This window comes from Halococcus qingdaonensis (genome assembly GCF_024508235.1).
Classification (GTDB): Archaea; Halobacteriota; Halobacteria; order Halobacteriales; family Halococcaceae; genus Halococcus; species Halococcus qingdaonensis.
Map to the genome: position 1 here is coordinate 2,476,096 of NZ_CP101943.1, position 12,000 is coordinate 2,488,095.

Annotated in this window: 14 protein-coding genes; 5 read left to right on the forward strand and 9 right to left on the reverse strand. The window is 66.5% G+C overall.

What is annotated here, in order from left to right; translation table 11 throughout:
* Positions 1 to 75 precede the first annotated feature (75 nt).
* The 3 genes from NO363_RS12880 to NO363_RS12890 are packed head-to-tail and all read right to left on the reverse strand — an operon-like array spanning position 76 to position 2,739.
* Entirely contained in the window at positions 76 to 879 is an 804-nt protein-coding gene (locus NO363_RS12880; protein ID WP_256685629.1) for an ABC transporter permease subunit, read from the reverse strand.
* Positions 876 to 1,661 (reverse strand): DUF2705 family protein, encoded by a 786-nt coding sequence (locus tag NO363_RS12885; protein ID WP_256685630.1) that lies wholly within the window; start codon positions 1,659 to 1,661, stop codon positions 876 to 878. Before NO363_RS12885 ends, NO363_RS12880 begins: the two co-directional genes overlap by 4 nt.
* On the reverse strand, positions 1,654 to 2,739 hold the full coding sequence (locus NO363_RS12890) for an ABC transporter ATP-binding protein (RefSeq protein WP_256685631.1): 1,086 nt from the start codon (positions 2,737 to 2,739) through the stop codon (positions 1,654 to 1,656). Before NO363_RS12890 ends, NO363_RS12885 begins: the two co-directional genes overlap by 8 nt.
* Before the next feature lie 194 nt (positions 2,740 to 2,933).
* Between NO363_RS12890 and NO363_RS12895 the strand changes: the two genes are divergently transcribed.
* Entirely contained in the window at positions 2,934 to 3,092 is a 159-nt protein-coding gene (locus NO363_RS12895; RefSeq protein WP_004051749.1) for a DUF7563 family protein, read from the forward strand.
* A gap of 2 nt (positions 3,093 to 3,094) precedes the next feature.
* Here NO363_RS12895 and glmM read toward each other — a convergent pair whose 3' ends face one another.
* Entirely contained in the window at positions 3,095 to 4,414 is a 1,320-nt protein-coding gene (gene glmM, locus NO363_RS12900; RefSeq protein ID WP_256685633.1) for a phosphoglucosamine mutase, read from the reverse strand.
* A gap of 100 nt (positions 4,415 to 4,514) precedes the next feature.
* On the opposite strand from glmM, the gene NO363_RS12905 reads away from it, so the two are divergent.
* The gene (locus NO363_RS12905; RefSeq protein ID WP_256685634.1) at positions 4,515 to 5,126 is read left to right on the forward strand and encodes a histidine phosphatase family protein; all 612 of its coding nucleotides are present in this window, start codon (positions 4,515 to 4,517) and stop codon (positions 5,124 to 5,126) included.
* A gap of 15 nt (positions 5,127 to 5,141) precedes the next feature.
* On the opposite strand, the gene NO363_RS12910 is transcribed toward NO363_RS12905, so the two are convergent.
* The 5 genes from NO363_RS12910 to larE all read right to left on the reverse strand — a co-directional run bounded on the left by NO363_RS12910 (position 5,142) and on the right by larE (position 8,032).
* On the reverse strand, positions 5,142 to 6,185 hold the full coding sequence (locus NO363_RS12910; RefSeq protein WP_256685636.1) for a DUF7972 family membrane protein: 1,044 nt from the start codon (positions 6,183 to 6,185) through the stop codon (positions 5,142 to 5,144).
* Positions 6,182 to 6,394 (reverse strand): DUF4177 domain-containing protein, encoded by a 213-nt coding sequence (locus tag NO363_RS12915; protein ID WP_256685638.1) that lies wholly within the window; start codon positions 6,392 to 6,394, stop codon positions 6,182 to 6,184. The genes NO363_RS12910 and NO363_RS12915 overlap by 4 nt, the downstream gene beginning before the upstream one ends.
* A 61-nt stretch (positions 6,395 to 6,455) precedes the next feature.
* Positions 6,456 to 6,845, reverse strand: a complete 390-nt coding sequence (locus NO363_RS12920; protein ID WP_256685640.1) for a hypothetical protein — start codon at positions 6,843 to 6,845, stop codon at positions 6,456 to 6,458.
* A gap of 70 nt (positions 6,846 to 6,915) precedes the next feature.
* Positions 6,916 to 7,113: a hypothetical protein gene (locus tag NO363_RS12925; protein ID WP_256685642.1), complete on the reverse strand. Its 198-nt coding sequence runs from the start codon at positions 7,111 to 7,113 to the stop codon at positions 6,916 to 6,918.
* A 58-nt stretch (positions 7,114 to 7,171) separates the two neighbouring features.
* Positions 7,172 to 8,032 carry an ATP-dependent sacrificial sulfur transferase LarE gene (gene larE, locus NO363_RS12930; RefSeq protein ID WP_256685644.1) on the reverse strand — a complete coding sequence of 287 codons (861 nt, stop codon included), beginning with the start codon at positions 8,030 to 8,032 and terminating at the stop codon, positions 7,172 to 7,174.
* 87 nt (positions 8,033 to 8,119) lie between these two features.
* On the opposite strand from larE, the gene NO363_RS12935 reads away from it, so the two are divergent.
* From NO363_RS12935 to NO363_RS12945, 3 genes are all read left to right on the forward strand, one after another.
* A complete protein-coding gene (locus tag NO363_RS12935) occupies positions 8,120 to 10,099 on the forward strand; it encodes a helix-hairpin-helix domain-containing protein (RefSeq protein WP_256685646.1) in 1,980 nt (659 codons plus the stop codon).
* A gap of 186 nt (positions 10,100 to 10,285) precedes the next feature.
* Entirely contained in the window at positions 10,286 to 10,663 is a 378-nt protein-coding gene (locus tag NO363_RS12940; protein WP_256685648.1) for an FAS1-like dehydratase domain-containing protein, read from the forward strand.
* A 117-nt stretch (positions 10,664 to 10,780) separates the two neighbouring features.
* A complete protein-coding gene (locus NO363_RS12945; protein WP_256685650.1) occupies positions 10,781 to 11,995 on the forward strand; it encodes a trans-sulfuration enzyme family protein in 1,215 nt (404 codons plus the stop codon).
* Positions 11,996 to 12,000: the final 5 nt, after the last annotated feature.

Sequence of the window (12,000 nt, forward strand, 5' to 3'; positions counted from 1 at the left end):
TTTTCGAACTATTTTACCGCCGATCAGCGACGGCTACAGCCCGCATCGATCGTCAGGGCCGTGTGGTGGGACATCTCATTGGATATCCATCCGGATGAAGCGATGCCGGCTCACTCCCACCAGTACGACTGTGGCGGCGAGCAGGAGGGCCGCGCCGGCGACGTCGTACACACCATCCAGCAGGATGTCGTTCGGGTCGAAGTGGGCCATCGGGGCGACGTTCGCCAGCCAGCCGACGTCCGTCACGGGGACGAACGATTGGAAGAGATACAGCGCGAACAACAGCCCGATGGCGGCGTTTCTCGCGGTGTCGGCGTCGTCGAGAAACACCGAGAGCGCCAGTCCGATCGCCCCACAGCAGAGCAGATACGGGATCGAGAGCGCGTGGAGGGCGGCGAGCTCCGCGAGGGGAACGGTGACGTCGACGTACCATGCGGCGAGGGCGATCACCGCCGGCGTGACGACGCTCGCGGTGACGATCGGGACGAGCAGCGCGAGGAACTTCTCGAACACCACCGTGCCCCGCGAGATCGGCGCGGAGAGCAACACGTCCATCCGGTCGGTCTCGACGTCGTCGGCGATCGACCCCGCTGCGGTGTAGGCGAGGTAAATACCGAAGAACAGACTCCAGAACAGGGTGTAGAACTCGCCGGCGAGCAACCCCTCGGCGCTCGATAGGCTTTCGAGACCGAACGCCTGGACGAACGGCTGTGGCAGTTGCGTGGTGAGCTGCTCGAACTGGGCGCTCGTGGCGACGTCGGCCGTGACGAGCGGCGCGGCGGCGACGAACGCGACACCCATGAGCGCGAAGGCTGCGCTGAGGCCGAGTGCGGCGGTGATCCGTTGTTCGCCCTCGTATCGGAAGACGTCGAGCGTCATCCGATATCCATCCTCCCGAACCGAACGAGACCGACGAGCACCAACACCACAGCCGCCACGAGCAGGATCGCCCCGCCCGCGAGGTCGTAGCTGCCGTCGACGAGGATCGCGGTCGGATCGATGTAGTTCATCGGTGCGACGATTCCTAGGATCTCGTAGTCGGTGCCGATGAACACCGTTTCGAGCAGATACGTGACGACGAGCGTTCCGACGGCGGCGATCCGTGCGTGGCTCTCGTCCGTGAAGAACACCGAGAAGACGAAGCCGACGGCCGCACAGCAGAGCAGGTAGGGGACGGCGAGCGCGTGGAGCACGACGAGGTTCACGGGATCGAGGGTTTGGTCGAGGACGCTCGCAGCCACGGCGAGCACGATCGGCGTGACCGCGTTGATCGCGAGGATCGGGAGTAGTAGCGAGAGGAACTCCTCGCCGGCGAGTCGTGTCCGCGAGACCGGCGCGGCGAGCAGGCTGTCGATCCGGCCGGACTCGATCTCGCCGGCGATCATCGAGGCCGCGTTGTACGCGAGGTAGATGCCGAGCACGAGCAGCCAGCCGACCTGGTAGAGTTCGACCGCGAGGATGCCCGAAAGGGTGTTCATGCTCTCGATGCCGAGCCCCTCCGTGAGCTGTTTGGGAAGCTCGGCGAAGAGACTCGCCAGATCGAGGTCGGTGAACGAGGGGGCGATCGCCACGAACATCGTGCCGTAGAACGCCGCCGCGATCACGATCGTGAGCGCGAGCATCGCCCGGCGCTCGCTCTCGTAGCGCGCGACCTCAAACATCCGCGCTCTCCTCCGGACTCGATTCCGCTTCAGCCGTCCCGCCGGCTGTCGACTCCGTGTCGGGATCGACCTCGCCGTAGAAACGCATGAACACGTCCTCCAGGGGTGCGTCCGCGATGTCGAGATCGAGGATATCGTACGCCACGAGATGCGAGAGGAGATCGTTGTAGTCGCCCGTGAACGTGAAGTTCACGCTCGTGCCGTCGCGGCCGCCCGACGAGACATCCCCGTTTTTGGCGGCTCCATCGGTGGACGACGATCGGTCGCCCGTCGTTTGCGCCCCGTCACCTCTCTCGCCCCCATCGGCCGTCGTCGGCCGGGACGATTGCTCGTCGCCAGCGACGCTCACGTCGTGTGCGCCCTCGATGGCGAACTCTTCTCTGTCGACGGGATCGGCGACGCGCACCGAGACGCGCTTGCCGCCGCGGTCGAGCAGGGTTTCGACGTCTTCGAGTTCGACGAGGTGGCCGTTCCGGATGACGCCGACCCGATCGCAGATCTTCTGGACCTCGCTCAGGATGTGTGAGGAGAAGAAGAACGTCTTCCCCTTCGCCTGCTCGTCGCGGATGAACTCGTAGAAGCGCTCCTGCATCAACGGATCGAGCCCGGAGGTGGGCTCGTCCATGATGACGAGATCGGGGTCGTGCATGAACGCGAGCACGATGGCGAGTTTGCGCTTGTTGCCCGTCGAATACTCGCCGATCTCCCGCTCCATCGGCGGGTCGAACAGTTCGAGCAGCTCCTCGCTGCGCGTGTCGCCCTTGAGCGACGCCTGATAGCGCAGAAACCGCTCGCCGGTGACGTCCTCGTCGAATCCCATCTCGGCGGGGACGTATCCCAGGTGGCGCTTGGCCTCGATCATCGCGTTCCGATCGGTGACGTCGTGACCCAACACCGTTGCGCTCCCGCTCGTCGGCGACTGAAACCCCATCAGCGTGCGGATCGTGGTCGATTTGCCAGCGCCGTTCGGGCCCAGATAGCCGAACACCTCGCCCTCGCGCACCTCGAAGGTGAGATCCTCGTTGGCGCGAACGTCGCCGTAGTGTTTGGTCAGCTCCTCGGTTGTGATTGCGGCCATGGTTCGGCTCGTCCCGATCGCTACGCCCCATGAACGGATGAACGTTGGTCCGAGTCGTTGTCACCGATGCTCGATCCGTGATTTTGTTCCATGGTGAAACTGTCACGAACAGCGGTCGTACGGCCGACAGGAACCCGGAGACCGGCCGCGAGCGTATCGTCGCCTATATATTGGATGGCACGAAATGACACTGCATGCCGGAATGCCAGAACTGTGGTGCGTTCGTGACGGCGGCGTATGCGCGAGTGTTCACCCCAAGCGGCATCGACGAACCACGCGTCTGTCCCCAGTGTGAGGACAAGATCCGCGACGGCGCGGACGTCAGACAGGCGCGCTCGACGCGACGAAGCTAACCTCACTCCTTCTGACGTGCATTCGCGACGACGGCGCTCGCCAGCTCGAACAGCTCCTCGCAGCGCCCCTCGTCGCGCGCCTCGGCGGTGATTCGTACGAGCGGCTGTGTCCCGCTCGCTCGCACCAGCACCCAGCCGTCGTCGAAATCGATCCGAACGCCGTCGAGCGTCCGCACGTCGTCGTACTCCGCAGTCACCTGCTCCTCGACACGCTCCATCACTCCGCTCTTGTCCGCGACCTCGATGCTCTCGCGGCGAATGGGATACGTTTCGATCTCGGCGACGCGCTCGGCGAGCGGGCGCTCGGCGGCGAGGGCCACCAACCGACAGGCTGCGAGCGGGCCGTCCGGACAGAGGGTTTGTGTGGGCCATATCCACGCACCGCTCGGCTCGCCGCCGAAGACCACGTCCGCATCGGTCGCGCGCTCGGCGACGAAGACGTCGCCGACCTTCGTGTGAGTCACCGACGCCGCCGGCGCGAGCGCGTCGTCGACCGCGAGGCTCGTGTCGACGGGGACGGCGACTTGGGGATCGTCGACGTCGCTCTCGGCGACTGCCTCGCGGGCGAAGAGTGCGAGCTGGACGTCGCCCGGAACGAACTCGCCCTCACCGGTCACGGCACGCAGGCGGTCGGCGTCGCCGTCGTGGGCGAGCCCCACCGTGGCGTCGCTCGCCTCGACCAGCGCGCGGAGCGACTCGCAGTTCTCGGCGGTGGGTTCGGAGGGCCGTCCCGGGAAGGAGCCGTCGGGCTGGGCGTTGAGCGTCTCGACCTCGCAGCCGAGCGTCTGGAGCGCCCTGACCGTGACCTCGCCGGCACCGTTGCCGAGATCGACGATCACTGATGGCGGATCGTCGATTTCGATCTCGGCGAGCACGTTCAGGTGGTGTTCGCCCGCGTCGATCTCGCGTCGCTCGCCGAGCTCGTCCCACGGGACGAGGTTCGACTCGCCTTCGCGTACGCGTCGGGCGATCTCCTCGCGTCGTTCCTCGTCGAAGGCCTGTCCGCTCGGCTGCCAGAGCTTGATCCCGTTGTCCGGTGCCGGGTTGTGGCTCGCCGTCACCGAGACGCCCGCGTCGGCCTCCTGCCAGCCGACCGCTCTGGCCACCGTCGGCGTCGCTGCCAGTCCTGCGTCCAGGACGTCGGTGCCGGACTCGCGCAGGCCGGCAGTTAGTGCGTCGGTCAGGAAACGGCCGCTCGCGCGCGGGTCGCGTCCGACGACGACGCGCTCGGCGTCGATCCCGAGCGCGCGCCCCACGTCGAGGGCGAGCGCTGCGGTGACTTCCTCGCCGACCGGTCCCCGGATACCGCTGGTGCCGAACATAGTCGTTCGAGTGCCGAGCCGTACAAAACGCTGACTCACGCGACCACGCCGCTCCAACCCGGATACGAACGCTCTTTCGGATGGCCGACACACACGCTCCATGACCATCGTACTCGTCCGTCACGGCGAAACCGACTGGAACGCCGAGCGACGCCTCCAGGGCTGGGCACCGACGCCGCTGTCCGAGCGCGGGCGTGAGCAGGCAACCCGTGTCGGCGAGCATCTCGCCGCGCGCTACGCGTTCGATCGGGTGATAGCCTCCGATCTCCGGCGGACCCGCGAGACGGCCGAGCGCATTCAGCAGGCGGGTGTCGAACCCGAACCGACGTTCGAGCAGCGCTGGCGCGAGCGCGATTTCGGCGTCTATCAGGGGCTGACCTACGAGACGATGTTCGAGGAGTATCCCGAATTCTCCGTGGGCCAGTCAGGCGAGTCAGCGCTCGCAGTGACGCCCGAACGCGGCGAGAGCCTGCTCGATCTGCGCGAGCGCGTGCTCGCCGGCTTCGACGCGATCGCTGACGACGAAACGGTGCTGGTCGTCACCCACGGCGGGCCGCTCTACGCGGTCTGTAGCCACGCTCTGGACGCTGATTACGCGACGGTTCTCGACGAGCACTCACAGGACAACTGTGCAGTGAACGAGATCAGGCCCGCGGCGGACGGGTTCGAGCTGGTTCGACGGAACGATACGAACTACCGCGATGCGGCGTAGAGCCGATCGATCGTCCTATCGCTGGGACTCCCGGAGGATCAGCGGCTCGATGGCGAGCGTCCGCTTGGCGAGCGTCACGATGCGTGAGATGTAGGAGACGAGCAGCAGGAACGGCAGCAGCGTTATCGTCAGGCTGGCACCGACCAACAGCGCAATGTTCTCGATGCCGAGCGTGCTCCCCGGGAACGTCCCCGCCTCACCGATCACCATCATGATGCCAGCGACGGCGAGCGCGGGGACCGCCGCGTAGAGGATGAGCTGTGAGAGCGACGTCAGCGCCCACTCGAAATACAGCGTCTTGACGTGTTCGCGCGCCGGGCCGAACATCGAGAGCGCGGTCTTCAGCTCGTTCAACAGCTCGTTCTCGCGCTCGCCGAGGTCCGCCTCGTGATCGTTGAGCAGACGTTCGACCTGAAAGATCTTCCAGCCGTAGTTGTAGTTCAGCGCGGCGAACACCACGTCGAAGTTGCCGAACGTGCCTCCCTGCAGCTGATCGCGGACGGTCTCGGAGTTGCCGATGACGCTCTGGGTGAACTGGTCGATCTCCCACCGGAGCTGGTCGCTCTCGATGTCGTCGAACCCGTCGCGGATCGCTTCGGCCCGATCCTGACTGACGTCGATGATGTTCCGGAGGAACGCCGAGGGGTCGGCCGGGCTCGGCGAGCCGACGAGTTCCTCGGTGTAATCACGGAAATCCATCGAGTCCTCCATGCGCTGGCGCTGCTCGCCCAGCGGACCGTTCTCCTGTGAGAGCACGAGCTGGGAGATGGTGACGACGAGTGTCACGCCGGTGATGACCGCGCTGATCATCGTCGAAAAGAGCGTATCGATCGTGTCGCTGTTGTTGAGTTGGGGGACCAACGGCGGTGGTAGTTCAGTCACGCCGATGACGAACACGATGAAGAACGCGATCGCGAGCCCGGCCGTGACGAGGAGTCGGTTCGCCTTGAGCAGTAGCCAGAGTTTGAGGCGGCTCTCGTTGGCGCGCTCGCGCATCGTGTTCGCCGTGCTCACGTCGAGATCTTTATCGACCGCTGAATCGTCGATGTCGGCCGTCACGACCCGTCTCCCGTCGCTGCCGAGTGGGGCCGTTCGAAGACGATATACTTGGTTCCCCCACTGGTGTAGTCGATCGTCTCGACGAGTCGCCAGCCCTCGGCCGCCAGTTCGTTGATCGCGGCCTCCGGGTTGGCGGCCTCCTTTTTCGTCTCGTCGCGTGGTGGCCTGAGAATCTCGTACTCCCACCGCCGGGAGTCCTGATCGTCCATATGCCGTCCAGATTCGGCGACAGTAAAAGTCCCCACGTCTGCCGCACGGCTCGCCGCTATCTCAGGGCAGCCGGTTCCCGCCGGTCGAGACGTTGAGCGTGTCGAGCGTCGTCGAGTTCACGCTGTTGGAGGCGACGATCGTCGCGTTCCGGTTCGTCGGCACCCAGATCGGAACGACGCTCTGGCCCGACGCGACGCTTACCGTGTCGTACGCCTCACCGCTCTCGCCGATGATCGCGATCGTCGTGACGTTGCTCGCCGCCGGTGTTGAGCGCAGCGTGGCGTTCACGCGGAAATGCTCGCTCGCCCACGGCTCCTCGACCGAGAGACTCTCGAAGACCGCCGAGTCGTCCGTATCCGCCGATATCGACGGTCCGAGCGTGAGACAACCGCTGGAAACGAGAACGACGACGAGCACGATCGCGAGAGCACGACGCGGGGCTCCGACCATACCCGTCGTTCACCGGTCGCGAGGAAAACGATTCTGGTCGGTACAACCACCGGCTGAAACGCCCACCCCGTCAGCTCCGTTCGACCATCGTCGTCAGCATGATCCCGTAGCCGATGACGAGCGCCACGAGGCCCGTCACCAGCGCGATCTCCACGGGACCGCTCGCACCCGAGCCGATGGCAACGACCGTGCCCGTCGCGCCGGCGACTGCTCCCGCTTCTGCGCGTCGCGCTTTGTCGAAGCTCTCCCGATCGAGCCGAACGCCCATGTACAATATTTCAACTGGCGATCAATGAATCTTTCTCCGACGGCAGCGCGTGTGCGCTTCAGTCCTCTGGGGTCGGGTACTCCGCACCGAGATCGAGATCATCCTCGGTGGTTCCTTCGCCGGGGCTGACGCTGCCGGTTCGATAGCCCTCCAGATCGAGCGTCACGTGCTCGAAGCCGATGTCCGAGAGGTGATCGCGGGCCGCGCGGGCGAAGTCGGGATCGAGCGCGCGCTCCAGCTCGTCGGGCGCGACCTCGATACGGGCTAGGCCGTCGTGATCGCGCACGCGGAACTGCTCGAACCCCCAGGTTCGCAACAGGGTTTCGGCCTTCTCGACGCGCGTCAGCCGCTCCTCGGTGACCTCCAATCCCGTGGGGATCCGCGAGGAGAGACACGCCATCGATGGTTTCTCCGAGACCGAGAGCTCGTACTCGCGGGCGATCTCCCTGACCTCCTCCTTGGTGATCCCGTGTTCGAGCAGCGGCGAGTAGGCGTTCAGCTCCTCGACGGCGCGAAGGCCGGGCCGGTGGCCCCCGCCCGGATCGGAAGCGTTCGTCCCGTCACAGACGGTCTCGATTCCCAGCTCGCGGGCGGCGTCGAACATCGCCGACAGCCGCATCGTCCGGCAGTGATAGCAGCGCTCGCCGTCGTTCTTGACGAACTCGTCGCTATCGAGCTCGGAGAACTCGACGATCTCGTGGCGGATCCCGATCTCCTCGGCGACCTCGCTGGCCCCGCCGAGTTCGGCGTCGGGCAGCGTCTCGCTTTTCGCGGTGCAGGCCACCGCGTCGTCGCCGAGCGCGTCGTGGGCCAGCGCTGCGACGACGCTCGAATCTACGCCGCCGGAAAAGGCGACGAGCACGCCGTCACTGTCCGCGAGATCTTCGCGGGCGGCGACCGCTTTCTCTCGGACGCTCATGGTCACGATGGGCGGTCGCGCGCCAAAAGCACGGCGCTCGTGCGCTGCCCGGATGGTTTTTCTCCCCGGCGGGGGAGTATCGACTCGATGGAGCTCGAATCCATCTCCGGGGTCGGGGAGAAGACCGCGGCACGCCTCCAGTCGATCGAGGAGCCGGAGCGCGCGCTGCGGGAGGGTGACGTGGCGGCGCTCGCGCGCGCACCGGGGATCACGCCGGGACGGGCGGCGGCTATCGCCCGCGCGGCCATCCGTGCCGAACACGACGATTCGGGGACCTTCCTCGCCACCGATCGCGCACGGGAGATCCATCGCACCGTGCTCGATCTCCTCCAGGAACGCGCGGTCACCGACGACGCCGCCCACAGGTTAGAGACGCTCTTCCCGACGGGCAGCGCTTCGCGCATTGAGGAGGTCCGCGAGTGGGTCGAGACGGCGATGGAACGCGAGCCCGATCCCGACACTCTGGACGCGCTCGTCGGCGTCGGGCCACTTGAATCCCCGCCGACGGACCGAATTCGTGAGCGCTGTCTCGCGACCGCGGACGCCGAACGCCACGCCGAGGCCCAGGAGGCGTTCCCGGAGCTGTCGGTCGAGATCGTCGAGGACACGCGCGGGCTGGCGGATCTCGCGCGCGGCTACGCGACCGTCATCGTTCTCGACGAGGCGTTCGCCGGCGTCGACATCGACGGCGACGTGCGCGTCATGCCGGACGCGCTCGACAGTCCTGAGGAGGTGGTGCCCGAGCGCACGCTCGCCTTCTTCGCGCACAACCGCGAGCGCATCCGCGCGGCGAGCGCCGTCCATCGCGTCGCAGAGCTCGACGCACCCCTCGATCTCGCGGCGCTCAACGATCGGCTCGTGAAGCTCGACGACGACGGCACGGTGATCGGCGACGACGAACTCGACCGGCTGGAACGCGCCGTCGCGGACCTCGATGCGGCGGTCTCCACGGCCGAAAGCGTCGCCAACGATCGTCTTCGGGAGGCCATCGAGGAGCGCGACGTCACGATCGAGGGGGCCGATCTGCTCTCGCTGGTCGAGCAGGGCGCGGGCGTCGATTCGCTTCTCTCGCGCGAACTCGAAGACGAACACGCCGCCGCCATCGAGGCCGCACGCGACCAGCTCGTCGATGCGCTGGCGCTCGACAGTAGCGAGGCCGAACTCGCGACGCGCGCGTTCCCCGAGGAGCCGATGTTTCCGGTCGAGCACGACGAGGGGATCGTCAACCGCCTGCGCGAGGACCTGACGGTGGCGCGCGATCGGCGGGCGAGTCGATTGAAACGCGATCTCGCGGCCGATCTCGCCGGCATGCGCGAGGGCTGTGACGAGCTCGTCCAGGCGGCGCTCGCGCGCGACGTCGAACTCGCCGTGTCGCGCTTCGCCCGTGATTTCGACTGCGTGCTCCCCGCCTTCGAGGGCTCGGGCATCGCCATCGAGGGGGGTTGCTCGCCGCTGCTCGACTGCGCCTTCGCGAAGGTCGAGCCGATCGACTACGAGGTGTCGGGCCCGACCCTCCTCTCGGGCGTGAACTCGGGCGGCAAGACATCGACGCTCGACCTGCTCGCGCTCGTGACGGTGCTCTCGCATATGGGGTTGCCCGTCCCCGCCGACTCGGTTCGCATCGAGCGCTACGAGGCGCTGCACTACCAGGAGAAGAGCCAGGGCACGCTCGATGCGGGCGCGTTCGAGGCCACGCTCCGGGAATTTGCCGGCCTCGTCGCCGGCGGAAAACACCGACTCGTCCTCGTCGACGAACTCGAAAGCATCACCGAGCCCGGCGCGTCGGCGACGATCATCGCCGGCATCCTGGAGGAGCTCGCCGGCAGTACGACGGGCGTGTTCGTCTCACATCTCGCTGGCGAAATCAGCGAGGCGGCGGATTTCTCGGTCTCGATCGACGGGATCGAAGCCGTCGGACTCGAAAATGGAGAACTGGTCGTCGAGCGCTCGCCGAAGAAGGACGTGCTCGCGCGCTCGACGCCCGAACTCATCGTCGAGAAGCTCGCCACGGAATCCGACGACGACACCGACGGGTTCTACGAGAAACTGCTGGGGAAGTTCGAGTAGTCGGGTCGGTATCGCGCGTCCGATCCGCCATCGCGCTCCCGAACGGCTGTCCGCACGGAGTGGAACCGCTGATCGACTCACCGCGAATCACGACACGGACGGGAGTCGCGTGCCGCCGCAACCGCGGCAAACGAAACTCCGGTTGTACCAGCAGTTATGCCGTTGGGCCGTCTCCCGTCGATCGCAATGGACGTCCACGAGGGTCTAACCCGTTCGTACGAGCGCACGTTCAGCGAGGACGACATCCAGCGATTCGCCGAACTGTCGGGCGATACGGGCCAACAGCACGTCGAGCGCGATGCCGAGGGCCGACTGATGGCCCAGGGACTGCTCACCGCGACGCTCCCGACGAAACTCGGCGGCGACATCGACTATATCGCCCACACGCTCGAGTTCGAGTTCGTGCGCCCGGTCTTCGCCGGCGACGCCATCACCTGCGAGTCGGAGATCCGATCGCTCACCGAGACCGACGACCGGACGCTGATGGAGTCGACGTTCGTCTGCCACAACGGGGACGGGGAGGTCGTCATGCGCGGCGAGTCCGAGGGGATGATCCCCGCGTAGAACCGCCCGCCGCCCGCACTGACCTCTCCCCTCCCAAATTACCACTGCTCATATCGCGCTGGCAATAATTACTGACAACTAACGAAGGGTTTTGGTGAGGGAGCCGGTAGCACGGGTATGGACGACGACCGGCGGTTCGACACGACTGCTATCGCCACCGGCGGGCGCGCCTCGGAGACCGGCGACGTAGTGCGACCGATTCACCTCTCCTCGACGTTCGAACTCGACGCGCTCGATCCGAGCGTCGGGCTCGACGACGCCGACCCGGCGGCCGGCGAGTTCCTCTACTCGCGACTCTCGAACCCGACGCGACACGCCCTCGAAGAGCGCCTCGCAGCGCTCGAAGGTGGCGACCGCGCGTTCGCCTTCTCTTCGGGCACGGCGGCGATCGCGACCACGGCGCTCTCGGTCGTCGAACCCGGCGACCACGTCGTCGCGTTCGACGATCTCTACGCCGGCACGCGCCGCCTCCTGGAGACCGTCTTCGAGAACCGTCTCGACGTGGCCGTCGATTTCGTCGACGCGACCGATTCCGAGACCGTGGCGGCAGCCATCGAGCCCGAAACGACCCTCGTGATGATGGAGACGCCGACGAACCCCCTGCTGAAGCTCTGCGACATCGAGGCCATCGCGGCGGCGGTCGGCGACGACGCGACCTTCGTCGTCGACAACACCTTCCTGAGTCCGTACTTCCAACAGCCGCTCGAACTGGGAGCCGACGTCGTGGTCCACAGCACGACCAAGTATATAAATGGTCACTCCGACTCGGTCGGCGGCGCGGCGATCACGAGCGATGCCGACCTCGCCGCGACGCTCGAATTCCACCAGCGGGTCGGACTCGGCGACATGCTCGCCCCCTTCGATTCGTTCCTCGTCGCGCGCGGGCTGAAGACGCTCCCCGTCCGGATGGAGCGCCACGCGGACAACGCATCGATCCTCGCCACCCACCTCGACGAGCACGAGGCGGTTCGCACCGTGCACTACCCGGGGCTCGAGAGCCATCCCCAGCACGAACTCGCGCGCACACAGCAGTCCGGCTTCGGCGGTGTGCTCTCGTTCGAACTCGACGGCGACTTCGAGGATGCGCAGGCCTTCCTCGAAGCGCTCGACGTGTTCTCGCTCGCCGTGAGCCTCGGCGGCGTCGAGAGTCTCATCGAGCATCCCGCCGGGATGACCCACGAGCCGATCCCGCGCGAGACGCGCCTCGAAAACGGCATCACCGACACCCTGATCCGGGTCTCTGTCGGCATCGAACATCCCGAAGACCTGCTCGCCGATCTCGAACGCGGCTTCGCGGCGATGGAGCGGGCCGACGCGCCGACGACCGACTGAGTTGA

Bases quoted from the DNA above. Each gene is read 5' to 3' on its own strand.
- NO363_RS12895 (WP_004051749.1), top strand. From the start codon at position 2,934: ATGCCGGAATGCCAGAACTGTGGTGCGTTCGTGACGGCGGCGTATGCG.
- NO363_RS12890 (WP_256685631.1), bottom strand. From the start codon at position 2,739: ATGGCCGCAATCACAACCGAGGAGCTGACCAAACACTACGGCGACGTT.
- NO363_RS12945 (WP_256685650.1), top strand. From the start codon at position 10,781: ATGGACGACGACCGGCGGTTCGACACGACTGCTATCGCCACCGGCGGG.
- NO363_RS12920 (WP_256685640.1), bottom strand. From the start codon at position 6,845: ATGGTCGGAGCCCCGCGTCGTGCTCTCGCGATCGTGCTCGTCGTCGTT.
- NO363_RS12880 (WP_256685629.1), bottom strand. From the start codon at position 879: ATGACGCTCGACGTCTTCCGATACGAGGGCGAACAACGGATCACCGCC.
- NO363_RS12925 (WP_256685642.1), bottom strand. From the start codon at position 7,113: ATGGGCGTTCGGCTCGATCGGGAGAGCTTCGACAAAGCGCGACGCGCA.
- glmM (WP_256685633.1), bottom strand. From the start codon at position 4,414: ATGTTCGGCACCAGCGGTATCCGGGGACCGGTCGGCGAGGAAGTCACC.
- NO363_RS12935 (WP_256685646.1), top strand. From the start codon at position 8,120: ATGGAGCTCGAATCCATCTCCGGGGTCGGGGAGAAGACCGCGGCACGC.
- NO363_RS12885 (WP_256685630.1), bottom strand. From the start codon at position 1,661: ATGTTTGAGGTCGCGCGCTACGAGAGCGAGCGCCGGGCGATGCTCGCG.
- NO363_RS12940 (WP_256685648.1), top strand. From the start codon at position 10,286: ATGGACGTCCACGAGGGTCTAACCCGTTCGTACGAGCGCACGTTCAGC.
- NO363_RS12905 (WP_256685634.1), top strand. From the start codon at position 4,515: ATGACCATCGTACTCGTCCGTCACGGCGAAACCGACTGGAACGCCGAG.
- NO363_RS12915 (WP_256685638.1), bottom strand. From the start codon at position 6,394: ATGGACGATCAGGACTCCCGGCGGTGGGAGTACGAGATTCTCAGGCCA.
- larE (WP_256685644.1), bottom strand. From the start codon at position 8,032: ATGAGCGTCCGAGAGAAAGCGGTCGCCGCCCGCGAAGATCTCGCGGAC.